This is a genomic window from Streptomyces sp. NPDC093097, assembly GCF_044754325.1.
Classification (GTDB): Bacteria; Actinomycetota; Actinomycetes; order Streptomycetales; family Streptomycetaceae; genus Streptomyces.
In genome coordinates this window covers 451902-474051 of the sequence record NZ_JBIVOW010000004.1, presented here as the reverse complement: position 1 = coordinate 474051, position 22150 = coordinate 451902, and the positions used below count along the sequence as shown (strand labels likewise).

The 22150-nt window shown below is 73.4% G+C and carries 21 protein-coding genes; 8 read left to right on the top strand and 13 right to left on the bottom strand.

Annotation, left to right across the window (positions count from 1 at the left end; all coding sequences use genetic code 11):
* Window positions 1-10 precede the first annotated feature (10 nt).
* The 5 genes from ACIQE0_RS09875 to pdhA are packed head-to-tail and all read right to left on the bottom strand — an operon-like array spanning window position 11 to window position 6178.
* The gene (locus ACIQE0_RS09875) at window positions 11-1576 is read right to left on the bottom strand and encodes a molybdopterin molybdotransferase MoeA (RefSeq protein WP_402330276.1); all 1566 of its coding nucleotides are present in this window, start codon (window positions 1574-1576) and stop codon (window positions 11-13) included.
* Complete coding sequence (locus ACIQE0_RS09870) at window positions 1573-2481, bottom strand: NTP transferase domain-containing protein (protein ID WP_402330274.1); 909 nt, start codon at window positions 2479-2481, stop codon at window positions 1573-1575. The genes ACIQE0_RS09875 and ACIQE0_RS09870 overlap by 4 nt, the downstream gene beginning before the upstream one ends.
* Window positions 2482-2535: 54 nt before the next feature.
* On the bottom strand, window positions 2536-3960 hold the full coding sequence (locus ACIQE0_RS09865; RefSeq protein WP_402330342.1) for a dihydrolipoamide acetyltransferase family protein: 1425 nt from the start codon (window positions 3958-3960) through the stop codon (window positions 2536-2538).
* Window positions 3960-4994, bottom strand: a complete 1035-nt coding sequence (locus ACIQE0_RS09860) for an alpha-ketoacid dehydrogenase subunit beta (RefSeq protein ID WP_366333376.1) — start codon at window positions 4992-4994, stop codon at window positions 3960-3962. The genes ACIQE0_RS09865 and ACIQE0_RS09860 overlap by 1 nt, the downstream gene beginning before the upstream one ends.
* Window positions 4991-6178, bottom strand: coding sequence for a pyruvate dehydrogenase (acetyl-transferring) E1 component subunit alpha (pdhA, locus tag ACIQE0_RS09855; RefSeq protein ID WP_402330272.1), 1188 nt, complete (start codon window positions 6176-6178; stop codon window positions 4991-4993). The genes ACIQE0_RS09860 and pdhA overlap by 4 nt, the downstream gene beginning before the upstream one ends.
* Window positions 6179-6424: 246 nt before the next feature.
* Here pdhA and ACIQE0_RS09850 point away from each other — a divergent pair, with 246 nt between their 5' ends.
* Entirely contained in the window at window positions 6425-6952 is a 528-nt protein-coding gene (locus ACIQE0_RS09850) for an Lrp/AsnC family transcriptional regulator (protein WP_384102867.1), read from the top strand.
* 93 nt (window positions 6953-7045) lie between these two features.
* Here the strand turns inward: ACIQE0_RS09850 and ACIQE0_RS09845 are convergent, their stop codons facing one another.
* Both ACIQE0_RS09845 and ACIQE0_RS09840 read right to left on the bottom strand, forming a co-directional pair.
* Entirely contained in the window at window positions 7046-7636 is a 591-nt protein-coding gene (locus tag ACIQE0_RS09845; RefSeq protein ID WP_366333382.1) for a TetR/AcrR family transcriptional regulator, read from the bottom strand.
* 2 nt (window positions 7637-7638) lie between these two features.
* Window positions 7639-9159 (bottom strand): 3-hydroxyacyl-CoA dehydrogenase, encoded by a 1521-nt coding sequence (locus ACIQE0_RS09840; RefSeq protein WP_402330270.1) that lies wholly within the window; start codon window positions 9157-9159, stop codon window positions 7639-7641.
* Between the two features lie 145 nt (window positions 9160-9304).
* On the opposite strand from ACIQE0_RS09840, the gene paaN reads away from it, so the two are divergent.
* Window positions 9305-10987 carry a phenylacetic acid degradation protein PaaN gene (gene paaN / locus ACIQE0_RS09835; protein ID WP_402330268.1) on the top strand — a complete coding sequence of 561 codons (1683 nt, stop codon included), beginning with the start codon at window positions 9305-9307 and terminating at the stop codon, window positions 10985-10987.
* Between the two features lie 70 nt (window positions 10988-11057).
* Here paaN and ACIQE0_RS09830 read toward each other — a convergent pair whose 3' ends face one another.
* Genes ACIQE0_RS09830 through ACIQE0_RS09820 form a run of 3 tightly spaced genes read right to left on the bottom strand, consistent with a single transcriptional unit; the run spans window position 11058 to window position 13725 of the window.
* Window positions 11058-11723 (bottom strand): TrmH family RNA methyltransferase, encoded by a 666-nt coding sequence (locus ACIQE0_RS09830; RefSeq protein ID WP_384102873.1) that lies wholly within the window; start codon window positions 11721-11723, stop codon window positions 11058-11060.
* Window positions 11720-13057: an HTTM domain-containing protein gene (locus ACIQE0_RS09825; RefSeq protein ID WP_402330265.1), complete on the bottom strand. Its 1338-nt coding sequence runs from the start codon at window positions 13055-13057 to the stop codon at window positions 11720-11722. The genes ACIQE0_RS09830 and ACIQE0_RS09825 overlap by 4 nt, the downstream gene beginning before the upstream one ends.
* A complete protein-coding gene (locus ACIQE0_RS09820) occupies window positions 13054-13725 on the bottom strand; it encodes a DUF5819 family protein (protein ID WP_402330263.1) in 672 nt (223 codons plus the stop codon). The genes ACIQE0_RS09825 and ACIQE0_RS09820 overlap by 4 nt, the downstream gene beginning before the upstream one ends.
* A gap of 165 nt (window positions 13726-13890) precedes the next feature.
* On the opposite strand from ACIQE0_RS09820, the gene paaA reads away from it, so the two are divergent.
* From paaA to ACIQE0_RS09790, 6 genes are all read left to right on the top strand, one after another.
* Window positions 13891-14874, top strand: coding sequence for a 1,2-phenylacetyl-CoA epoxidase subunit PaaA (paaA, locus tag ACIQE0_RS09815; RefSeq protein WP_366333394.1), 984 nt, complete (start codon window positions 13891-13893; stop codon window positions 14872-14874).
* A complete protein-coding gene (gene paaB, locus ACIQE0_RS09810; protein ID WP_402330261.1) occupies window positions 14871-15209 on the top strand; it encodes a 1,2-phenylacetyl-CoA epoxidase subunit PaaB in 339 nt (112 codons plus the stop codon). Before paaA ends, paaB begins: the two co-directional genes overlap by 4 nt.
* Window positions 15206-15925: a 1,2-phenylacetyl-CoA epoxidase subunit PaaC gene (gene paaC / locus ACIQE0_RS09805; protein ID WP_402330259.1), complete on the top strand. Its 720-nt coding sequence runs from the start codon at window positions 15206-15208 to the stop codon at window positions 15923-15925. Before paaB ends, paaC begins: the two co-directional genes overlap by 4 nt.
* Window positions 15919-16416, top strand: coding sequence for a 1,2-phenylacetyl-CoA epoxidase subunit PaaD (paaD, locus tag ACIQE0_RS09800; RefSeq protein WP_366333400.1), 498 nt, complete (start codon window positions 15919-15921; stop codon window positions 16414-16416). The genes paaC and paaD overlap by 7 nt, the downstream gene beginning before the upstream one ends.
* Window positions 16416-17462, top strand: a complete 1047-nt coding sequence (locus ACIQE0_RS09795) for a 2Fe-2S iron-sulfur cluster-binding protein (RefSeq protein ID WP_402330256.1) — start codon at window positions 16416-16418, stop codon at window positions 17460-17462. Before paaD ends, ACIQE0_RS09795 begins: the two co-directional genes overlap by 1 nt.
* A gap of 106 nt (window positions 17463-17568) precedes the next feature.
* Complete coding sequence (locus ACIQE0_RS09790; protein WP_402330254.1) at window positions 17569-18702, top strand: acyl-CoA dehydrogenase family protein; 1134 nt, start codon at window positions 17569-17571, stop codon at window positions 18700-18702.
* A gap of 62 nt (window positions 18703-18764) precedes the next feature.
* Here the strand turns inward: ACIQE0_RS09790 and ACIQE0_RS09785 are convergent, their stop codons facing one another.
* The 3 genes from ACIQE0_RS09785 to ACIQE0_RS09775 all read right to left on the bottom strand — a co-directional run bounded on the left by ACIQE0_RS09785 (window position 18765) and on the right by ACIQE0_RS09775 (window position 22000).
* The gene (locus tag ACIQE0_RS09785; RefSeq protein WP_402330252.1) at window positions 18765-19109 is read right to left on the bottom strand and encodes a rhodanese-like domain-containing protein; all 345 of its coding nucleotides are present in this window, start codon (window positions 19107-19109) and stop codon (window positions 18765-18767) included.
* A gap of 10 nt (window positions 19110-19119) precedes the next feature.
* Entirely contained in the window at window positions 19120-20088 is a 969-nt protein-coding gene (locus ACIQE0_RS09780) for a hypothetical protein (protein WP_402330250.1), read from the bottom strand.
* Between the two features lie 340 nt (window positions 20089-20428).
* Entirely contained in the window at window positions 20429-22000 is a 1572-nt protein-coding gene (locus tag ACIQE0_RS09775) for a DUF2252 domain-containing protein (RefSeq protein ID WP_402330248.1), read from the bottom strand.
* Between the last annotated feature and the right edge of the window lie 150 nt (window positions 22001-22150).

The following is a 22150-nucleotide window of genomic DNA, read 5'->3' as shown; positions in this document are numbered from 1 at the left end:
CGCGGGGGCCTCACGCGGCGCCTCCGCAGGGGGCTGCGGGATCGTAGGGGGTGCCGGGGGACGGCCGGCCCACCGACCAGCCCGCGGGCCAGGGGAGTTCGAGGAGCTCCACCTCGGTGCCGCGCTCCGCGCCGCGCGGCGGGACGACCGCCATCGCGTCGGCGGCCGCGATCCCGCGCAGCATGGCGGGCCCGTGGAAGCGCAGCGGCGCGGCCATCAGCCCGTACCGGTCGTCGTCGTGGTAGGCGACCGGGACGAGCCGGGTGTCGCGCGGATGCCCCTGGACGGCGGCGGCCAGCGGTACGCGGTACGGCGCGGCGGGGCAGCGGGCGGCGAGCGTGCGGAGCAGCGGTTCGGCGAGGGTGAGCAGGCCGGAGACGGCGGCCAGTGGGTTGCCCGGGAGCCCGACGAGGTACCGGCGCGGTGCGAGGCGGGCCAGCAGCATGGGGTGGCCGGGGCGCACCGCCACGCCGTCCACCAGCAGCTCGGCGCCGAGCTGCTGGAGGGCGGGGTGCACATGGTCGACCGGTCCCGACGCGGTGCCGCCGGTGGTGACGATCAGGTCGGCGGTGGACCCGGCGAGGGCGTCGTGCAGCGCGTCGGCGTCGTCGCCGAGGTGCCGCGGGGCCGGCGCGTCGGCGCCCAGGGCCCGCAGCCAGGGCACCAGCATCGGGCCGAGCGCATCGCGGATCCGGCCGTCCTCGGGCAGTCCGCTGCGCAGCAGTTCGTCGCCGAGGACGAGCACCTCGACGCGGGGCCGGGGATGGACGGACAGCTCGTCGTAGCCGGCCGCCGCGGCCAGGCCGAGGACCGCGGGGGTCACCGGCGTGCCGGCGGGCAGCAGGTGGTCGCCGGTCCGGCACTCCTGGCCGCGCGGGCGGATGTCCTGGCCCGGTGGCACCGGCCGGGGCGCGTACAACCGCGCCCGGCCGTCGGGGAGTTCGAGGACCTCGCCGTGCTCGCTGCGCAGCACCGCGGTGGCGCCGACCGGGATCCGGGCCCCGGTGGCGATGGCGAGGGCATGGCCGTCGGGGAGCGCAGCGGTGGTGGCGTGGCCGGCGAGGATGCCGAGGTCCGGGCCGGTCCCGGCGTCGTCGGCCGGGGTGCCCTCGACGCGCCACGGGCCGGGGCCGGCGACCGCCCAGCCGTCCATCGCCGAGGTGTCGAACGGCGGCAGGTCGGTGAGGGCCGTGAGGGGAGCGGCGAGCGTGCGGCCGAGCGCGTCGACGAGGCCGGCCGTCCCCGGTCCGGGCGGCTCGTGGACGGCGCGTTCGGCGCGCTGCCGGGCCGCGGACCAGGGCGTGGCCCGGTGGCCGGAGGACCGCGTGGCGGGGCCCGGGGGCGGGGCCCCGCCCGGAGCGGTCGCGCCCTGGCCGGTGTCGTCCGCGTTCCGGGGGCCGGCGGGGCGGTCCGGACCGGAGCCACCGGCCGGGGAGGTGTCCGAGCAGCGGGCGGCGGCGCCGCCGGGCGCACCGTGCGGCCGGTCGGCGGCCCCGGAGCGCCGGCCGGCCGGCGCGGTGCCGTTGACCAGCGCGAGCGCGTCGGCGAACTCGTCGCCGTACTCCCCTCCGGTCATTCCGCGGGCTTCGCTTCGTCACCCGAAGCGTGGGAGCCGGCCGCGCGGGCCTCTTCGGCCGCGGCCTCGGCCGCCCAGCGGTCGGCCAGTGCGGCGGCCCGCTGCGCCAGTTCCGTCACGTCGCCGCCCTGCCGGCCCGCCGCGTAGCCGACCAGGAAGGTCGTCAGTGGCGCGGCCGGACGGGCCACGCCGTGTGCCGCGTCCCGCGCGAGGTCGAGAAGTGCCGCCGTGTCGACATCGAGGTCGATGCCCAGTTCGGCCTTGACTGCGGTGATCCATTCGTCCAACACGTGTCCATGCTCCCTGATCCGGGCGCGCGCCGTGCCGAGGTCCTCCCAGGTGTCGCAGTCGAAGGACGCCGCGGACGTGGTGTCCGGGACGCGGGCGAGCGCCAGCGCGGACAGCAGGGGGCGCAGCGGCAGACCGCTCAGGGTGCCGTCGTGGGCGGTGCGCAGCCGGTCCAGTGCGCGGCGCAGCGGGGCCGAACGGTAGGCGGCCACCAGCGGCTGGTCCCGCCCTTCCGCGTCGCGCAGCAGCGCGCCGTCGCAGGGCGAAGTGCCGCCGGCGGCCGCCGCGTCGAGGAGGTCGCGGACGGTCGCGGACGTCAGGAACGGCAGGTCGGCGGAGAGGACCAGCACCATGGGGGCGGTGGTGTGCCGCAGACCAGCGGCCAGTGCGGCGAGCGGGCCGCCGCCGGGCGGGTCCTCAAGGGCCTGGACCACCGGGCGGGCGGTCGGGCGCGCGGGGCCGACGACGACGGTGGCCGCGGCGTCGGGGCAGGCGGCGAGCACCCGGTCCAGCAGGGCGCGGCCGCCGACCGGCAGAGCGGGCTTGTCCGCCCCGCCGAGCCGCCGGGCCGCGCCGCCGGCCAGCACGATCGCGTCATGGTCGGTGTGGTCGCTCACCCCTTGAGTATCGCCGGGACGGCGGGCTCGCACCGCCGCCCCGGCGCCCGGTGCTCACAGCGAGCGCAGCAGCAGCGCGGGCCGCTCCACGCAGTCGGCGACATGGCGCAGGAAGCCGCCGGCGGTGCCGCCGTCGCACACCCGGTGGTCGAAGGTGAACGAGAGCTGGACCACCTGCCGCACCGCCAACTCCCCCTCATGTACCCAGGGTTTGGCGGCTATCCGGCCGACCCCGAGCATCGCCGCCTCGGGGTGGTTGAGGATCGGCGTGGAGCCGTCGACGCCGAAGACGCCGTAGTTGTTCAGCGTGAACGTGCCGTGTGACAGCTCGGCGGGGGACAGCTTCCCCGCGCGCGCGGCGTCGGTGAGCCGGACGATCTCGGCGGACAGCTGCTCCACCGTGCGGTCCTGGGCGTCCCGCACCACCGGCACCACCAGGCCGCGGTCGGTCTGGGCGGCGAAGCCCAGGTGGACGGCGGGCAGCCGGACGATCTCCTGGGCCGCGGTGTCGACGGTGGCGTTGAGCTCGGGGTAGCGGGCCAGCGCGGCGGTGCAGATCCGGGCCAGCAGGGCCAGCAGCGACACCTTGGGGGCGCCGGGGACGTTCATCGACGCGCGGGCGGCGAGGAGTTCGGTGGCGTCGGCGTCCACCCAGCAGGTCGCGTCCGGGATCTCCCGGCGGCTGCGGCTGAACTTCTCGGCCGCGGCACCGCGCAGCCCCTTGAGCGGGATCCGCTCCTCCCCGGGGACGGGCTTCACCGCCGCACCCGTGAGCCGGCCGGCGCCGGCCGGCGCCGCGGCCTGGGCGGACTCCCGTTCGTCCCGCGCCCGGATCGCGGCCTCGACGTCCGTACGGAGGATCAGGCCCTCCCGCCCGCTGCCCCGTATGGCGCGCAGATCCAGGCCGTGCTCCCGGGCGATGCGGCGCACCAGCGGCGAGACGACGGCCACCGTGCGACTGCCGTCGTCCGCCGCGGCGGGGCCGCGGCCGTTCGCCGTGCCGGGGGCGGCCGGCCGGTGCGCGGGGGCGCCCCCCGGGGGCCCGGGCAGGATCCTGCGCCGCCGGGCCGTGGTGTCGCTGGTGCCGTAGCCGACCAGGACGTTCCCCGACCTGGAGTCCGCCGTCCGCGCCTCCTCGGCGTCGGAGCCGGGGGACGCCTGCGGTTCCGGGGCCGGCTCCGCGGCGGCGGCCGGGCCGCCTTCGGCGCCGTTCCCACCGGGGTCGCCCGGGGTCGCCCCGACCGCGACCGTCACCAGGGCCGCGCCGACGGGGACTTCGGCCCCGGCCTCGCCGAAGCGGGCGGTGATCACCCCGCCGTACGGGCACGGCACCTCGACCATCGCCTTGGCGGTCTCGACCTCCACCACCGGCTGGTCGACGGCCACCACTTCGCCGACCTCGACCAACCACTGGACGATCAACGCTTCGGTGAGGCCCTCCCCCAGGTCGGGAAGGGCGAACTCGCGGACCACGGCCATCACGCACCACGCCCTTCGGTCCACCGCGTCTCCCATTGGAGACGGGCGACGGTGTCCAGGATCCGGTCCACACCGGGGAGGTGATGCCGCTCCAGCATGGGCGGCGGGTAGGGGATGTCGAAGCCGGCGACGCGCAGCACCGGCGCCTCCAGGTGGTGGAAGCAGCGCTCGGTGATCCGCGCGGCGATCTCGCCGCCGGGGCCGCCGAAACCGTTGGACTCGTGGACGACGACGGCCCGCCCGGTGCGCCGGACGGACGCGCAGACGGTGTCGTCGTCGAACGGCACCAGCGTGCGCAGATCGACGACTTCCAGCTCCCAGCCCTCGGCGCGGGCGGCCTCGGCGGCCTCCAGGCAGACGGGCAGGGACGGGCCGTAGGTGACGAGGGTGGCGCTGCTGCCGCGGCGGCGGATCTCGGCGCGGCCTATCGGGGCTACCGGGGCGGGCGCCTCCGGTGACCAGTCGGACTTGGTCCAGTAGAGCCGCTTCGGTTCGAGGAAGACGACCGGGTCGTCGGAGGCGATGGCGGCGCGCAGCAGCCCGTAGGCGTCCTCGACGGTCGCGGGGGTGACGACCTGGAGGCCGGGGGTGGCGAGGTAGTACGCCTCGGAGGAGTCGCTGTGGTGCTCGACGCCGCCGATGCCGCCGCCGTAGGGGATGCGGATGGTCAGCGGCATGGCGACCGCGCCGCGGGTGCGGTTGCGCATCCGGGCGACGTGGCTGACCAGTTGCTCGAACGCCGGGTAGGCGAAGGCGTCGAACTGCATCTCGACCACCGGCCGCAGCCCGTACATCGCCATGCCGACGGCGGCCCCCAGGATGCCGGCCTCGGCGAGGGGGGTGTCGGTGCAGCGGTCCTCCCCGAACTCCTTGGTCAGGCCGTCGGTGACCCGGAAGACGCCGCCCAGGGCGCCGACGTCCTCGCCCATCACGTGGACGGTGGGGTCCTCGGCCATGGCGTCGCGCAGCGCGCGGGTCAGTGCCTGCGCCATGGTGGCCGGTTTGCGCGCGGGCGGCGCGGCGGTGGTCGTCATGGCCTGGCCTCCTGGGCTGGCGTCGCGGTGCCGGTCTCAAGGTGCCCTTCGGCCTCGGCGTCCAGCTCGGCGCGCAACTGGGCCGCCTGATCGCGCAGTTGGCCGGTCTGGCGGGTGAAGACGTGGTCGAAGAGGTCCATCGGGTCCAGCGGGGGGTCGGTGTGCATCCGCTCCCGAAGGGCGGCGGCGAGCTGCTCGGCACCGTCCCGGGTGGCGGTGGCGAACTCCTCGGTGAGCAGGCCGCGGTCGGCCAACTCGCGCTCCAGAAGGGCTATCGGGTCGTGCGCCCGCCAGGCCTCGACCTCGGTGTCGGTGCGGTAGCGGGTGGCGTCGTCGGCGTTGGTGTGGGCGTCGACGCGGTAGGTGACGGCCTCAACGAGGGTGGGGCCGCCGCCCTCGCGGGCCCGCCGCACCGCGGCGGTGAGGACCTCGTGCATCGCGGGGGCGTCGTTGCCGTCGACCAGGCGGCCGGGCATGCCGTAGCCGACCGCCTTGTGGGCGAGGGACGGCGCGGCGGTCTGCTTGGCCAGCGGCACGGAGATCGCGAAGCCGTTGTTCTGCACGAGGAAAACGACCGGGGCCTGCCAGACGGCGGCGAAGTTGAGCGCCTCGTGGAAGTCGCCCTCGCTCGTGCCGCCGTCGCCGACCATCGCCAGGGCGACCACGTCGTCGCCCTTGAGGCGGGCCGCGTGCGCCAGACCCACGGCGTGCGGGAGCTGGGTGGCGAGCGGGGTGCACAGGGGGGCGATGCGGTGCTCGTACGGGTCGTAGCCGGTGTGCCAGTCGCCCCGCAGGAGGGTCAGCGCCTGGACGGGATCGAGGCCGCGGGCGACGGCGGCGAGGGTGTCGCGGTAGCTGGGGAAGAGCCAGTCCCGCTCCTCCAGGGCAAGGGCCGCGGCGACCTCGCACGCCTCCTGGCCCGTGGTGGAGGGGTAGACCGCCAGGCGGCCCTGGCGGGTCAGGGCGGTGGCCTGGGTGTTGTACCGGCGGCCGCGCACCAGCTCGGTGTAGAGCCGCTTCAGCAGCTGCGGATCGAGCCCGGCGGCGGCGTCCGTGCCCAGGAGGCGGTACGGCTCGGCGTCCGGCAGGAGGGGCGCGGGATCGACGCGCGGCCGCCAGGCGGGCGGCGGGCCGGCCAGGTCACTGGTGTGCCTGCTGCTGCCGGGCTGCTCAAGGACCGTCATGACGGGCACCTCCTCGTCATCGAAGGGGTGGCGCGATGCGCCTCATGAAGGGGGGTGGGCGGGAGAGGACCTCCCAGCGGTGGCCGGGGGAGGTCGGGCAGGACCAAAGTCGGGCCGGTCGGCCCTTCCCTACCGATTGTTCGGTCGCTGATGCATTTTGGCTACAGGCGGATCCAGCCTGTGGACAAACGGTTCTCCACAGCTTGTGATGAAGGCAGGGAGTCCACAAAGGGGAGGCGGGACGGCATGTCGGACGAACAGATGGCCAATCCAGGCGGACAGTCCCCGGCGGCCCCCGCCCCGCCCCCGCCGGCCGCACGCCCCCTCGACACCGTCGACCACGCCATCCTCCGGCTGTTGCGGACCGACGGCCGGGCCTCGATACGCTCCGTCGCCGAGCAGGTGCACGTCTCCCGAGCGAACGCCTACGCGCGGATCAACCGGCTGCTCGACGACGGCGTCATACGCGGCTTCAGCGCCCGCGTCGACCAGGAAAGGGCAGGCCAGGGCGCTTCCGCCTACATCACGTTGAAGATCGTGCAGAACTCCTGGCGGACCGTGCGCAGACAACTCACCGCGCTGCCCGGAGCCGCCCACATCGCGCTGGTCAGCGGGGACTTCGACGTACTGCTCCTGGTCCACACCAAGGACAACCGGGAGCTGCGCGAGCTGGTCCTGACCCGGATCCAGTCGATACCGGAGGTGCTGAGCACCCGCACGCTGCTGGTCTTCGAGGAGACGGACCTGGGGCTGGAGGAGGAGGGCGGGGGGTGAGGGGCGCGGGGCGGCGGAGCCCCCGTCGCCCGGGGCCGGGGCCCGGCCGGGACGATCCGCAAAGCCGGGGCGGGGCCCCGGCAGACGGCCCGCTCAGACCTTGCGCAGCCCCGCGAACGCCGTCCGCACCACGGCCTCCGCGACCTCGTCGCGGCTCGCGGCGCCGCCCCGGCCCGGCCGGTACCACTCCACGATCGAGTTGATCATTCCGAAGAGCAGGCGGGTGGCCAACCGGACGTCCACGTCGTCCCGGAGGTCGCCGTCGGCGGCGGCCTCCTTCAGCAGCGCGGCGACCCGCTGGTCGAACTCGCGACGGCGCTCCATGGCCCACCGCTCGGTGTCGGTGTTCCCGCGCACCCGCAACAGCAGCGTCACATAGGGCAGTTCGTCCATCAGCACCTCGGCCTCCCGCCGGGTGACGTACTCCAGCCGCTCGATCGCCCGCCCCTCCTGGGCGCCCGCCTCCGCCAGCACGCCGAACAGCCCGTCCAGGGCACGGCTTATCGCGCGGCGGAGCAGTTCCTCCTTGCTGCGCACGTGGTGGTAGATCGACGACTTGGAGATGCCGGCCGCCTTGGAGAGGTGCTCCATGGACGTGCCGTCGTAGCCGCGCTCGATGAACACCTCGACGGAGACCGCGAGCAGCGAATCGGGTGTGTAGGCGTCGCGCTTGGCCATGGTCATGATTAGAGCACCCATTCCTCGAGGTCCGCACGGCGCCGCAGCGCCCAGGACGGTACGTAGCGTCCCCCGGCATTCTGGTGGTGCAGGGAGTCCAGCAGATCCCGGACCCAGAAGGCACCGAGTCGTTCGGCCCATTCCATGGGGCCGCCGGGGTAGTTCACCCCGAGCCGCATGGCCGTGTCGATGTCCTCGGGGGTCGCGACGCCCCGGGCCGCGGCGTCCACCGCGAAGTCGACGATCATCGCGACCGTACGGGCCACGATCATGCCGGGGACGTCGTCGATGACGCTGACCTGCTTGCCGAGCGCCTGGAAGAGGCCGACGGCCTCGGCGAGATCCGCCTGGGAGGCGGCCGCCGAGGGGGCGAGGGCGATCCGGGTCGCGGCCCGGTAGTCGAGCGAGAGGTCGAAGCGGATGGCGGCGCCGTCCACCCGGGTCGTGGCCGGGTTGCCGTTGGTCAGCGCCAGACGGGCGCCGCCGGGCAGCCGGATGAAGCCCTCGGACTCCCCCGGTGTGCGGTCGCGGGTGACCTCGATGCCGGCCTCCTCGATCAGCTCGCGCAGCACCGCGGCGGGGCCGGGGAGCTCGGCGTGCACGGCCACCGAGGAGGGGGCGGGGCAGGGCCCGGCGGTGCTCGGCTCGGGCCGCTGGGCCCCCTCCGCGTAGTCGAACCAGCCGCGTCCCGTCTTGCGGCCGTGCAGGCCGGACTCCACCAGCCGGCGCTGCGCCAGGGAGGGCGTGAACTTCGGGTCCTGGAAGAAGGCGGTCCACACCGAGTGGGTGACCGCTTCGTTCACGTCCTGCCCGATGAGGTCGGTGAGTTCGAACGGGCCCATCCGGAAGCCGCCGCCCTCGCGCAGGACGGCGTCGAGGGTGGCGGGGTCGGCGGCCCGCTCCTCGTAGAGGCGCAGGGCCTCGGCGTAGAAGGGGCGGGCGAGGCGGTTGACGATGAAGCCGGGGGTGTCTGCGCAGCGGACGGGGGTCTTGCCCCAGGCCGCGGCGGTGTCGTGGGCGGTGGCCGCGGCGGCCTCGTCGGTCGTGAAGCCGCTCACGATCTCGACCAGCGGGAGCAGCGGCGCGGGGTTGAAGAAGTGCATGCCCACGCAGCGGCCCGGATGCCGGAGTCCGCCCGCGACCGCGGTCACGGACAGGGAGGAGGTGTTGGTGGCCAGGAGGCAGTCCGCCCGGACGACGTCCTCCAGGGAGCCGAACAGCGCCTGTTTGGCGGGGAGTTGCTCCAGGATCGCCTCGATGACCAGTGCGGCGTCGGCGAGCTCGGTGAGTTCTTCGGCGGGGGAGAGGCGGGCGCGGGCGGCGTCCCGTTCGACCGCCGGGATCCGGCCTTTCTCCACCAGCCGGTCCAGCCGCCGCACGAGGGCCTCGGCGGCCTGCCCGGCGCGGCCCGGGGCGCTGTCGTAGAGCCGTACGCGGTGGCCGGCGACGAGCGCCACCTGCGCGATTCCCTGTCCCATGGTGCCGGCGCCCACCACTGCCACGGTGGTGTCGATGCCGATTGCGGTCATGGCAGCTGATCCTCCCCGAGCGGGTTTTCCACAGGTTGACCGACCCCCCTTGCCCCGACCGATCGTTCGGTTACTCTAACTCTGTTGCCGTGTCACTCCCAGCCCCCATCCACTTTCCGCGCAGTCGACGAGGAGTTGGTCATCGATGACCGCCGAAATGACCGCACCGCAGTTGATCGAGAAGCACCGCCCGACCCTCGACAAGGCGCTGGAAGCGATCCGCACCCGCGCGTACTGGTCCCCGCACCCCGAGCACCCCAAGGCCTACGGGGAGAACGCCGCACAGGACGGCCTGGCCGCCTTCGAGGCGCTGCGCGGCGCCCGATTCGCACTCGACCAGCCCGGCACGGACGACTGGGCGGGCGAGGAAGTCTCGCCCTACGGCCCCGAGTTGGGCATCAGCTATCCGCACCCGGACGTCTCGGTGCTGCTGCCGGCCATGCAGGCCGCGATCCCCGCGTGGCGGGACGCCGGGCCGGAGGCACGCGCCGCGGTGTGCCTGGAGATCCTGGCGCGGATCAGCGCCCGCACCCATGAGTTCGCCCAGGCGGTGATGCACACCAGCGGGCAGGCGTTCATGATGGCGTTCCAGGCCGGCGGCCCGCACGCCCAGGACCGCGGCCTGGAGGCGGTGGCCTACGCCTACGAGGAGCAGACCCGCACCCCGCGCCAGGCGGCGTGGAGCAAGCCGCAGGGCAAGCGGGATCCGCTGGAGCTCGCCAAGTCCTTCACCGCCGTGCCGCGCGGCGTGGCCCTGGTGATCGGCTGCAACACCTTCCCGACGTGGAACGGCTACCCCGGCCTGTTCGCCTCGCTGGCCACCGGCAATCCGGTCCTGGTCAAGCCGCATCCGCGGGCCGTGCTGCCGCTGGCGCTGACGGTCCGGGTGGCCCGGGAGGTGCTCACCGAAGCCGGTTTCCCCGCCAACCTGGTGTGCCTGGCGGTGGACAAGCCGGGCGAGGGGCTCGCCAAGACGCTGGCGGTCCGGCCCGAGGTCCGGATCATCGACTACACCGGCTCGACCGCCTTCGGCGACTGGCTGGAGGCGCACGCCCGCCAGGCGCAGGTCTACACCGAGAAGGCCGGCGTCAACACCGTGGTCATCGAGTCCACGGACAACTACAAGGGCATGCTCAGCAACCTCGCCTTCTCGCTGTCGCTCTACAGCGGCCAGATGTGCACCACTCCGCAGAACCTCCTGATCCCCCGGGACGGCATCGACACGGACGCGGGCCCGAAGTCGTACGACGAGGTCGTCAGCGATCTGGCGGGCGCGGTCAGCGGTCTGCTGGGCGATGACGCGCGGGCCAACGCGCTGCTCGGGGCGATCGTCAATCCGCAGGTCAAGGAGCGGATCGAGGAGGCGTCCGGGCTCGGCGAGGTGGCGCTGGCCTCCCGCACGGTGGAGAACCCGGAGTTCCCGGGGGCCACGGTCCGCACGCCGGTGATCGTCAAGCTGGACGGTGCCAAGCCCGACTCCGAGGCGGCGTATCTGTCGGAGTGCTTCGGCCCGGTGGCCTTCGCAGTGGCGGTCGACTCCGCCGCCGACGCGGTGGCGCTGCTGCGTCGCACGGTCCGCGAGAAGGGCGCCATGACGGTCGGCGCGTACACCACCTCGGCCGAGGTGGAGCGGCTGGTCGAGGACGCCTGCCTGACGGAGTGCGCCCAGCTGTCGCTGAACCTGACCGGTGGCGTGTATGTGAACCAGACCGCGGCGTTCTCCGACTTCCACGGCTCGGGCGGCAACCCGGCGGCCAACGCGGCCCTGTGTGACGGCGCGTTCGTGGCCAACCGCTTCCGGACGGTGGAAGTGCGGCGGGAGGCGTGAGACCAGGGGCCCGGACGGCGGTCCGGGCCCCGTATCCCCGTCGGCCGGGGCGGAGGTGGGGGACTGAGCGTCAGAGGTCCTGGATCTGCGCGTGACGCGAGATCCAGGCGTGCATCGCGATGGCCGCGGCGGCCCCGGCGTTGATGGAGCGGGTCGATCCGAACTGGGCGATCGAGCAGACCCGGGAGGCGTGCTCGCGGGCCTGCTCGGTCAGTCCCGGCCCCTCCTGCCCGAAGAGCAGCACACAGCGGCGCGGCAGCGCGGTGGTCTCCAGGGGCACGGAGCCGGGGAGGTTGTCGATCCCGATGATCGGCAGCTCCTCCTCGGCGGCCCACGCGGTCAGCGACGCGGTGTCCGGGTGGTGACGGACGTGCTGGTAGCGGTCGGTGACCATGGCGCCGCGGCGGTTCCAGCGGCGCTGCCCGACGATGTGGATCTCCTTGGCGAGGAAGGCGTTGGCGGTGCGCACGACGGAGCCGATGTTGAAGTCGTGGCTCCAGTTCTCGACGGCCACGTGGAAGTCGTGGCGGCGGGTGTCGAGGTCGGCGACGATCGCCTCCCGCGTCCAGTAGCGGTAGTGGTCGACGACGTTGCGGCGATCGCCGTGGGCGAGCAGCTCGGGGTCGTAGCGGCCGTCCTGCGGCCAGGGCTGCGGGTGCGGTCCGACGCCGATCTTGGGCCCGTACCCGTCGTCGTACTGGAGGGGCTCGGCGGGGGCGGTTTTCTCGCTGCTCACCCCACGAGCGTATGGCCCCCGTCCTCGGAACGGGCAGCGGCCTCGGCCCCACCGCTGCCGGACGCCGCGTCCGGGCCGTGGCCGCCGGTCCGCGGGAACAGCCGTCCGCGCAGGTGGGAGAGCCTGCCGCCGAACCAGATCAGGAGGCCGGTCGGCAGGAAGACGGCATCGGCGGTGATCATCGCCAGGGAGAAGAAGGGCAGACCCAGCAGGAACGCGATCGAGAGGTGCTCGCAGATCATGACGACCAGCAGCGCGTTCTTCAGGCGCCGGTTGGCCAGGGTGAACGGGAAGGCGACCTGGCAGATCACGGTCCCGTAGGTGAGCAGCATGATCACCAGCCCGTTGCCGGCGAGCAGATGGGACAGCCCCGGCCAGGGGGAGAAGTAGTCCAGGTGCATCGGGTAGAAGACGGCGGTGCCGTCCTGCCAGCGCGAACCCTGGATCTTGTACCAGCCGGCGGTCGCGTAGACCAGGCAGACCTCGACCATGATCACCAACAGGGCGGCGTTGTGCGCCAGTTTGGCGAGGGTGTCGAGGACGATCCGGGGCTCCCCGGGGGCGTACCGCCCCACCGCCCACCACAGACCGTGCGTCGCCCACAGTCCCCACAGGGCCAGACTCCAGCCGAAGTGCGGGAACGGGCCGTGCCCGAACCAGGTGAGCCCGGGAGCGCCCGCCAGCTGGGCCGCCGCGAGGGCGAGGCCGAGGACCACCCACAGGACGATGCCGGCCACGTCGCGGGGTGCGCCCCCGGTGTCCGGTGCGGCGGCCGCCGTCCGCCGGACGCGGCGGGCGTCCAGCGACCACACCTGTCCGCAGCGGGTCAGCACGAGGTACATCGACATCAGATGGATGACGTTGTCGCCGCCGTCCCCGATGAAGACGCTGCGGTTCTGCAACGAGAGCACGCCGACCATGAACAGCACCGACATGGTGCGGGTGCGCCAGCCGAGCATCAGCAGCGCGCCGGCCACGATGGCGAGCAGGTAGACGCACTCGAACCAGCCGCGGCTGTCGGACCACAGCAGGACGGAGAAGCCGTGGTTGCTGTTGAGCAACTGGCGCACCATGCCGAAGTCCCACGGGCCGGTGGGCCCGTAGAGCTGCTGCCGGTACGGCCATTCCCGCAGCAGGAACAGCAGCCAGGTGGCCGCGAAGCCGATGCGGATGACGGCGGACTGGTACGGGGCCCGCGCCCGGTCGGTGACCCAGGCGAAGCCGCGGCCGATGACGCGCTCGATGCGGGTCTCCTGATAGGCGGCGGGGGCCTCGGTGGGGGCTCCTGGGGCCTGCGGGGCGATGTGCGGCTGCTGCGGCGTCGGTGACGTCACTTGTTCGTCGCCCCCTCGGGAAGGTCGCTCGCGGTGATCTGCCACCAGGGCAGGACGCGGTAGACGGGCTTGTCGCTGATCTTCTCGGCGCTCCACGGGGGCGGGAGGACGGCGGTGGTGCGCGAGCGGATCTGGATCTGCTCGATCCGCTCACCGCCCCTGGTCCACTCGCCGGACATCCGGAGCATCACGATCCGCCGGAGGTAGCGCGCGAACATCTCGCCGCGCTCGCCGGTCGGCCGGTTCTGCGCGTCGAGGGTGCTGGAGAACAGCTCCCAGCCGCGGCGCAGTTGGTTCTGCTGGCTGTGGCTGGGCAGCGGGTTGTGGAGGATGGCCTGTCCGTCGCGGGCGGTCAGATCGGTCCAGCCGGTGGTCCGCACCGTTCCGCCCTGGGCGCGCAGCTGGGCGCGGACCTGGACGTCGGTGTTCTGCTGGAGGGGGTTGGGGGCGAACAGCTTCCAGTTCTGTTCGTACTCGGGGTAGACGTAGTCGCTGATCAGCCCGGCCTGCTGCTTGCTGAGCGTGTTCGCCGGGGCGACGTGGAGGAACATCATCGCGAGGTGGATCAGGACGGCGACCGCGATACCGCTGGCCGCCGTTCCTATGACGATCCGCGAGGGCAGCGTCAGCGTGACCAGTGGCCGCGATTCGTCCTCATGTGCCCGCATTCCCGCCCCGTTCCCCGTCCTCGTACGGCCGACCCCGCCCCGGAACGGTACCTAGGCAGCCGCCCCCGGCACATCCTCTCCCAGTTATCCACAGGCTTGACACCCGCGCCCCGCCCACCCACCATTGAACCGAACGATCGGTCGGTCGGGAGGAGGGGGCACCACATGACGACGATCGCGCCGCAGGACACGGGCCACGAAGCCCTGTTCGACGCCACCATCGCCGCGGACGAGCGGATCGAGCCACGGGACTGGATGCCGGACGACTACCGCGCCTCACTGGTGCGCCAGATCGCCCAGCACGCCCACTCCGAGATCATCGGAATGCAGCCGGAAGCCAACTGGATCACCAGAGCTCCGTCGCTGCGCCGCAAAGCGATCCTGATGGCCAAGGTGCAGGACGAAGCCGGCCACGGCCTGTACCTCTACAGCGCCGCCGAAACCCTCGGCGCCGGCCGCGACGAGCTGCTCGACAAGCTCCACACCGGCCGCCAGAAGTACTCCTCGATCTTCAATTACCCCACCCTGACCTGGGCCGACGTCGGCGCCATCGGCTGGCTCGTGGACGGTGCCGCGATCACCAACCAAGTCCCGCTGTGCCGCTGCTCCTACGGCCCCTACGCCCGCGCCATGGTCCGCGTCTGCAAGGAGGAGTCCTTCCACCAGCGCCAGGGGTACGAGCTCCTGCTCGCCCTCAGCCGCGGCACCGAGGCCCAGCACGCGATGGCCCAGGACGCCGTCGACCGCTGGTGGTGGCCCTCCCTGATGATGTTCGGCCCGCCCGACGGGGAATCCGCCCACTCCGCGCAGTCCATGGCCTGGAAGATCAAGCGGCACTCCAACGACGAACTGCGCCAGCGCTTCGTGGACATCTGCGTCCCCCAGGCCGAGGCCCTCGGACTGACCCTGCCCGACCCCGACCTCAGGTGGAACGAGGAGCGGGAGCACTGGGACTTCGGCCCCATCGACTGGTCCGAATTCCGCGAGGTCCTCAAGGGCAACGGCCCCTGCAACGCCGAGCGGATCGGCCGCCGCCGCCGCGCCCACGAGGACGGCGCCTGGGTGCGCGAAGCCGCCGCGGCCCACGCCGCCAAGCACGCCACCCGCACGCCCCGCACCGGCACCCATCAGGAAGAGGCGGCCCGATGACGACACCGCGCCCCGCGAAGGCCCCGGCCACGGCTGAGACCGCCGCCGCCGGCCCCGCCGACTGGCCCCTGTGGGAGGTCTTCGTCCGCAGCCGCCGCGGCCTGTCCCACACCCACGCCGGCAGCCTGCACGCCCCCGACGCCCAGATGGCCCTGCGCAACGCCCGCGACCTCTACACCCGCCGCTCCGAAGGCGTCTCCATCTGGGTGGTCCCCTCCGCCCAGGTCACCGCCTCCTCCCCGGACGAGAAGGACTCCTTCTTCGAACCGGCCGGCGACAAGCCCTACCGCCACCCGACCTTCTACGAGATCCCGGAGGGGGTGCACCACCTGTGACACCGCTCACCGCCACCCCCGCCCTGCCCCTCGGGGACGACGCGCTGATCCTCTCCCACCGCCTCGGCGAATGGGCCGGCAACGCCCCCGTCCTGGAAGAGGAGGTCGCCCTCGCCAACATCGCCCTGGACCTCCTCGGCCAGGCCCGGATCCTGCTCTCCCTCGCCGGCGACGAGGACGAGCTGGCCTACCTCCGCGAGGAACGCCAGTTCCGCAACCTCCAGCTCGTCGAGCAGCCCAACGGCGACTTCGCCCACACCATCGCCCGCCAGCTCTACTTCTCCACCTACCAGGAGCTGCTCTACGGCCATCTCGCCACCACCGAGGGCGAGTTGGCGCCACTGGCCGCGAAGGCCGTCAAGGAGACCGCCTACCACCGCGACCACGCCACCCAGTGGACCGAGCGCCTCGGCGACGGCACCGACGAGAGCCGCACCCGGATGCAGCGCGCCCTGAACGCCCTGTGGCGGTACACCGGCGAGCTCTTCGACCCCGTCGAAGGACTGGAGCACCTCCCCTGGCAGCCACTCCGCGACGAGTGGACCGCCCGCATCACCGCCACCCTGGAGCGCGCCACCCTCAGCGTTCCCGAAGGCCCCCAGCACGGTGCCTGGACCGCCGGCGGCGGACGCCAGGGACTGCACACCGAGCCTTTCGGCCGGCTGCTCGCCGAAATGCAGCACCTCCACCGCAGCCACCCGGGGGCGGCATGGTGACGCCGACCGCCCTGGAAGCGGAACTGCTGGCGCTCGCCGGCTCCGTTCCCGACCCCGAGCTGCCCGTCCTCACCCTCGCCGAGCTCGGCGTCCTGCGCGGCGTACGGCTCGCCGCGCCCGATCGCGTCGAGGTGTCCCTCACCCCCACCTACACCGGCTGCCCCGCCGTCGAAGCGATGTCCGCCGACATAGAACGCGTCCTCCACGACCACGGCATACCCCAGGTCGAGGTCCGCACCGTCCTCAGCCCGCCGTGGACGACCGACGCCATCACCGACGAAGGCCGCCGGAAGCTGGCCGAGTTCGGCATCGCTCCGCCCCGCCCCACCGGGCCGGCCGGCGGCCCCGTCACCGTCGACCTCACCATCCGCTGCCCGCACTGCGGCTCCACGGACACCACCCTGCTCAGCCGGTTCTCCTCCACGGCATGCAAGGCACTGCGCCGCTGCGAGTCCTGCCGCGAACCCTTCGACCACTTCAAGGAGTTGTGATGTTCCACCCGCTCCGCGTGCGGGAGATCGAGCGGCTCACGGACGACGCGGTGGCCGTCACCTTCACGGTCCCGCGCGAACTCCGCACGGCCTTCCGGCACACCCCCGGGCAGCACATCGCACTGCGCAGGACGGTCGACGGCCAGGAGATCCGCCGTACGTACTCGATCTGCACCCCCGCCACCGACGACCCCGTCCTGCGCGTGGGCATCCGCCTGGTCGAGGACGGCGCGTTCTCCACCTACGCCCTCAAGGAACTCGCCGTCGGCGACACCGTGGACGTCATGGCCCCGGCCGGCCGCTTCACCCTCGCCCCGCGCCCCGGTCAGTTCGTGGGCATCGTCGGCGGCAGCGGCATCACCCCGGTGCTGTCCATCGTCTCCACCCTGCTCGCCCGCGAACCGGACGCCCGCTTCTGCCTGATCCGCAGCGACCGCACCACGGCCTCCACGATGTTCCTGGAGGAGGTGGCCGACCTCAAAGACCGCTATCCCGAGCGCTTCCAGCTGGTCCCCGTCCTCTCCCGCGAGGAGCGGCAGACCGGCCTGCCCACCGGACGCCTCGACCAGGAGCGCCTCCGCACCCTGCTGCCCGCGCTCCTCCAGCCCGACACCGTCGACGGCTGGTTCCTGTGCGGCCCCTTCGGGCTCGTCCAGGGCGCCGAACGGGCCCTGCGCGCCCTCGGCGTACCGCGCACCCGGATCCACGAGGAGATCTTCCACATAACCAACGGCGCAGCGGCCCCCGTCCCCGCCGCCGCCACGCCCGCGCACAGCACGGTGACCGCCACCCTCGACGGCCGCTCCGGCAGCTGGCCGGTCCACGACGGCGAATCGCTCCTGGAAGCCGTGCTCCGCAACCGCCCGGACGCCCCCTACGCCTGCAAGGGCGGCGTCTGCGGCACCTGCCGCGCCTTCCTGGTCTCCGGCGACATCCGCATGGACCGCAACTTCGCCCTGGAGTCCGAGGAGGTCGACTCCGGCTACGTACTGGCCTGTCAGTCCCACCCCACCACCGAACAGGTCGAGCTGGACTTCGACCGCTGAGCACCCGCCGCCGTCCGCGTCATTCCCAATTCCCGCGCCATGCCCTACCTTGACGGACCGTCAGATTCACCGTCGGACACCGGTGGCACGCAGGAGGACGGACCCAGTGGACTTCACCTTCACCGAGGAGCAGCAGGCCGCCGCCGAAGCGGCACAAGCCGTCTTCTCCGATGTCAGCCCGGACGGCGTCCCCAGCCCGGCACTCACCCACGGCCCCGTCGCCGACGACTTCGACCGCCCCCTGTGGCGCACGCTCGCCGGCGCCGACCTGCTCGGCCTGCCCATCGCAGCCGAGCACGGCGGCGCGGGCCTCGACCCGATCGCCCTCTGCCTGGTCCTGCGCGCTTCAGCCCAGGCCCTCGCCCGGGTGCCCCTCCTGGAGTCCTACGCCGCCGCCCACACCCTCCAGAAGCACGCCCCCGCCGACCTCCGAGCCGAGGTACTGCCGCAGATCGCCACCGGCGACCTCGTCATCACCGCCGCCTCCGGCGGCCGCACCGGCCACGACCCGGCCGAACGCGCCGTCACCGCCCGCCAGAACGGCACCACCTGGACCCTCGACGGCACCCAGACCGCCGTCCCCTGGGCCGCCACCGCCGACCGGATCCTGCTGCCGGCCCGCACCCCCGACGGCCGCACCGTCCTCGCACTCGTCCCCCGGTCCCGCCCCGGCGTCACCCTGCACGACCAGACGTCCACCAACGGCGAGCGCTACGCCGAGGTCCACCTCGACTCCGTACCCGCCGACGCCCGGGAAACGCTCACCGACCCGGCCGCCTGGGAGACCCTGCGCGACCTGCTCACCACCGGCACCTGCGCCCTCGCCCTCGGCCTCGGCGAACGCGTCCTCGCCATGACCGGCGACTACACCGGGAAACGCGAGCAGTTCGGCTTCCCGCTGGCCACCTTCCAGGCCGTCGCCGTCCAGGCCGCCGACCGCTTCATCGACCTGCGCGCCATGGAAGCCACGCTCTGGCAGGCCGCCTGGCGCCTCACCACCGGCGCGGCGGGCGCCCTGCCGCCCGCCGGGGACATCGCGGTCGCCAAGATCTGGGCCGCCGAGGGCGTCCGCCGCACGGTCCAGACCGCCCAGCACCTGCACGGCGGCTTCGGCGCCGACACCGACTACCCGCTGCACCGCTACCACGCCTGGGCCAAGCAGCTCGAACTCTCCCTGGGCCCCGCCGCCGCCCATGAGGAGGCCCTCGGCGAACTCCTCGCCGCACACTCCCTGAGCTGAGCCCCCGACGGCCGGAAACGAGGCCGGGCACGGCGCCCGGGAGCGGCGCTCCGCCGGACGGTCTAGACGACCGTCCCCGCGCCGCCCTTGCCGTCCGACACCGGACGCCCGGCCGCCTCCCACGCCTGCATGCCACCCGCGACGTTCACCGCGTCGAGGCCCTGCTGGACCAGGTACTGCGTCACCTGGGCCGACCGACCGCCAGACCGGCACAGCACAAAGATCTCGCCATTCTCGGGCGCAGTTTCCGTCAACTCCCCGTAGCGGGAGACGAATTCGCTCATCGGGATGTGCAGCGCGCCCTCGGCGTGCCCAGCAGCCCACTCGTCGTCCTCACGGACATCCAGAAGGAAGGCCCCCGGCGTGAGGGCGTCGACACCGACCGTGGGCACAGAACCAAATTGCATACTTCCGACGCTACCCGACCAGCTGAGCAAGGTATGCCTCGCGCTCCCGGACGTCGGCCAGCAGCTTCTCGGCGATCTCGTCGAGCAGGCCGTCCGGATCGTCCGGCGCCATCTTGATCATCGCGCCGATCGCGCCGCCTTCCAGCTCCGTGACCATCGACGCCAGCATCTCCTTGCGCGCGGCCAGCCACTCCAGCCGCGCATAGAGCTCCTCGCTCTCGCTCGGCTGCCGCTCGGCGGGCGCCGGCCCCGCCTCCCACTCCCGGACCAGCTCCAGCAGCAACGCTTCGTCGCCCCGCCCGTACGCGGCGTTGACCCGCGCGATGAACCCGTCCCGCCGGGCCCGCTCCGCGTCGTCCCGCGCCAGGTCCGGATGCGCCCGGCGCACCAGGTCGCGGTAGATCCTGCGGGCCTCCTCGCTGGGCCGCACCTTCGTCGGCGGCTGCACCGGCTGGTCCGTGAGCATCGCCTGCGCCTCGGGGAACAACCCCTCCGACCCGAGCCAGCCGTGGAACAGCTCCTCCACATTCGGCATCGGCAGCACCGACGCCCGCGCCTCGCGGGCCTTGCGGATGTCCTCCGGGTCGCCGGTACGCGCCGCCACGGCCTCGGCGATCTGCGCGTCCAACTCGTCCAGCCACGCGTACATGGGGCCGAGCCGCTGGTGGTGCAGCCGGGAGAAGTTCTCCACCTCCACCCGGAAGGTCTCCACCGCGATCTCGAACTCGATCAGGGCCTGCTCGGCCGCCAGCACGGCCTTCGCCAGCCGCCGGGTCGCCTCCTCCTCGCGGGTCCCGCCGCCGTCGCCCGCGTCCTGCCGGCTCCCCTCCGGGGCCGGGGCGTCCCCGCCGCTCTGCTCCGCGCCCGGCGCCTCCCCGCGGGCGTCCGCCGCCCGCGGTTCGGCCGGGGCGCCGGGTGCCCCCGGTACGTCCGGTCGGTCCTGGCCGTCCTGCGCGTTCTCCGCGTGCGAGTTCGTCACCTGGTCAGCGTACGGCCCCGCCGACTCCGGGCATCGGGGCGGACCTGGGGCTCGGGTGAGGCGGGAGGGACGCGGGCGGGGTGGGAGCGGGGTGGGGTGGGAGCGGGGTGGGGTGGGAGGAGACAGGCCGGGAGGCCGGATGGGTGGAGTCGGCTCGGGGCACGGTGGGGGCGGGGCAGGGGGAGACAGGCCGGAGGCCAGGCGGGGGTGGAGTCGGCTCAGGGCACGGTGGGGGCAGGGTTGGCGGGAGTGGCAGCGACGCGCAAACCTCACGTCCTCGGGGGGGGCCTCCCCCCGCCCCACCCCACCCTCTCCCCTCATTCCAGATCCCCGGCAGCCCTCACACCCCCATCTCCGCGGCAATGCGCCCGCTGCGTATCGCCGCGGCCAGGTCCGCGTGATCCGCTTCCGTGCGCTCCGCGTAGGCCACCGCGAAGGTCGCTATCGCCTCGTCGAGCGCCTCCCCTTTCCCGCAGTAGCCGGCCACCACGCGCGGGTCGGCGCTGTGCGCGTGGGCGCGGGCCAGGAGCGCGCCGGTCATCCGGGCGTAGTCGTCGAGTTGCCCGCCGGACAGCCGGGCCGGGTCCACGCTACCCTTGTGGTTGCGGAACTGCCGTACCTGGAACGCCAGTTCCGCCCCCATCCCGCCCGGTGCTCCCATGCCACCCGGCTGACGACCTCCAGCCATCCCCGGTATGGCCATCCCTGGTAGGGCTGTCCCCGGTATGCCGCCCGGCTTCCCCTCCCCAGCCGTCACGCGCCTGCCGCCCGCTCGTCCGTCCCCCACTGTCCCGTGCTCGCCGTTCCCGCTGCCCTCCCGCACGGTCGTCCATCCCAGGAGCAGGTCGCTGACCACCTGCATCCGCTGCTGGCCGAGCACCACGCGCCGCCCCTCGTGTTCCGCCCTGGGCGCCGGGAAGCCGGCCTTCGCCACATAGGGGGCGAGCGCCGAACGGCGGGCCTCCTTCACCTGGAGGACCAGGGGTTCGCCCCGGTGATCCAGCAGCAGCACCACGTACGACCGCAGTCCGACGCTGCCGGTCCCGACTATCCGGAAGGCGACGTCATGCACCGCGTACCTGGCCAGCAGCGGTCGTCGGTCCTCGGGAAGCGTCCGGAGGTAGCCGGCGAGTGAGGCGGCGACCGCTGCCGCCTCCGCGTCCGGCGCCCGTCGCAGCACCGGCGGATCGTCCACGAACCTCAGGCCGCCGTCCGGCCCTCGCTCGGTGGCTCCGGCCGCGAACCGTGCGCTGGTGTTCTTACGGGCCTTGGCCTCGGCCCGTTCGAGGGTTTCCAGCAGGTCCCGGACATCGGCGTGTGAGCCCAACTCCTCGTCGGCGCTGGCGTTCCACGCCTCGGTCACCGGCAGCTTCGCCAGCAGCCGCATGGTGCGTCGGTAGGTACCCGCGGCGTCCTGGGCCGCGGCTCGGCAGTCCCCCTCGTTCGCGCCTGCTTCCCGGCCGGCCAGGACCAGCGAGGTCGCGAGCCGTTTGACGTCCCATTCCCACGGGCCGTGGACGGTCTCGTCGAAGTCGTTGAGATCGATGACCAGCTCGCCGCGGGCGTCGCCGTAGAGGCCGAAGTTGGCGGCGTGCGCGTCTCCGCAAATCTGGGCCCCGATTCCGGTGACACGGCTTTCCGCCAGGTCGCGGGCCATCAGACCGGCCGAACCGCGGAGGAAGGCGAAGGGGCCGGCGGCCATCCGCCCGACGCGTATGGGTGTCAGCTCGGGCAACCGCCCGGCGTTGGCTTCCTCGACCGCCGTCACCGCATCGGGCCGCCCGGCGGCGATCCGCAGTACGGCCTGCTCACCGCGCGGCAGTTGCTCCCGCAGGGCCCGGCCCACGGCCTTGGCTGACGGACCCTCCTCGTCCGCCCTTGCGAACCCCGGTACATATGGCACTCGCGTCATGGCGGGCCACCTCCCCCTCCACACCCCTGGCGTCCTTCGCACCCCTGGCTTCGCGCGACGGTCCAGGAATGCCCAGCACCCCGGTTGCCCCCGCGCCCGTCGAACTCACCGATCGCCCCGACCTTTCCGATGGCTCCGGTCGTTCCGCTC

Excerpts from the sequence above, each read along its gene's own strand:
- paaN (WP_402330268.1), top strand. The coding sequence starts at position 9,305 with ATGACCGCCGAAATGACCGCACCGCAGTTGATCGAGAAGCACCGCCCG.
- ACIQE0_RS09875 (WP_402330276.1), bottom strand. The coding sequence starts at position 1,576 with ATGACCGGAGGGGAGTACGGCGACGAGTTCGCCGACGCGCTCGCGCTG.
- ACIQE0_RS09795 (WP_402330256.1), top strand. The coding sequence starts at position 16,416 with ATGTTCCACCCGCTCCGCGTGCGGGAGATCGAGCGGCTCACGGACGAC.
- paaA (WP_366333394.1), top strand. The coding sequence starts at position 13,891 with ATGACGACGATCGCGCCGCAGGACACGGGCCACGAAGCCCTGTTCGAC.
- ACIQE0_RS09785 (WP_402330252.1), bottom strand. The coding sequence starts at position 19,109 with ATGCAATTTGGTTCTGTGCCCACGGTCGGTGTCGACGCCCTCACGCCG.
- pdhA (WP_402330272.1), bottom strand. The coding sequence starts at position 6,178 with ATGACGGTCCTTGAGCAGCCCGGCAGCAGCAGGCACACCAGTGACCTG.
- paaB (WP_402330261.1), top strand. The coding sequence starts at position 14,871 with ATGACGACACCGCGCCCCGCGAAGGCCCCGGCCACGGCTGAGACCGCC.
- ACIQE0_RS09840 (WP_402330270.1), bottom strand. The coding sequence starts at position 9,159 with ATGACCGCAATCGGCATCGACACCACCGTGGCAGTGGTGGGCGCCGGC.
- ACIQE0_RS09845 (WP_366333382.1), bottom strand. The coding sequence starts at position 7,636 with ATGACCATGGCCAAGCGCGACGCCTACACACCCGATTCGCTGCTCGCG.
- ACIQE0_RS09865 (WP_402330342.1), bottom strand. The coding sequence starts at position 3,960 with ATGGCCGTGGTCCGCGAGTTCGCCCTTCCCGACCTGGGGGAGGGCCTC.
- ACIQE0_RS09775 (WP_402330248.1), bottom strand. The coding sequence starts at position 22,000 with ATGACGCGAGTGCCATATGTACCGGGGTTCGCAAGGGCGGACGAGGAG.
- ACIQE0_RS09820 (WP_402330263.1), bottom strand. The coding sequence starts at position 13,725 with ATGCGGGCACATGAGGACGAATCGCGGCCACTGGTCACGCTGACGCTG.
- ACIQE0_RS09860 (WP_366333376.1), bottom strand. The coding sequence starts at position 4,994 with ATGACGACCACCGCCGCGCCGCCCGCGCGCAAACCGGCCACCATGGCG.
- ACIQE0_RS09850 (WP_384102867.1), top strand. The coding sequence starts at position 6,425 with ATGTCGGACGAACAGATGGCCAATCCAGGCGGACAGTCCCCGGCGGCC.
- paaD (WP_366333400.1), top strand. The coding sequence starts at position 15,919 with ATGGTGACGCCGACCGCCCTGGAAGCGGAACTGCTGGCGCTCGCCGGC.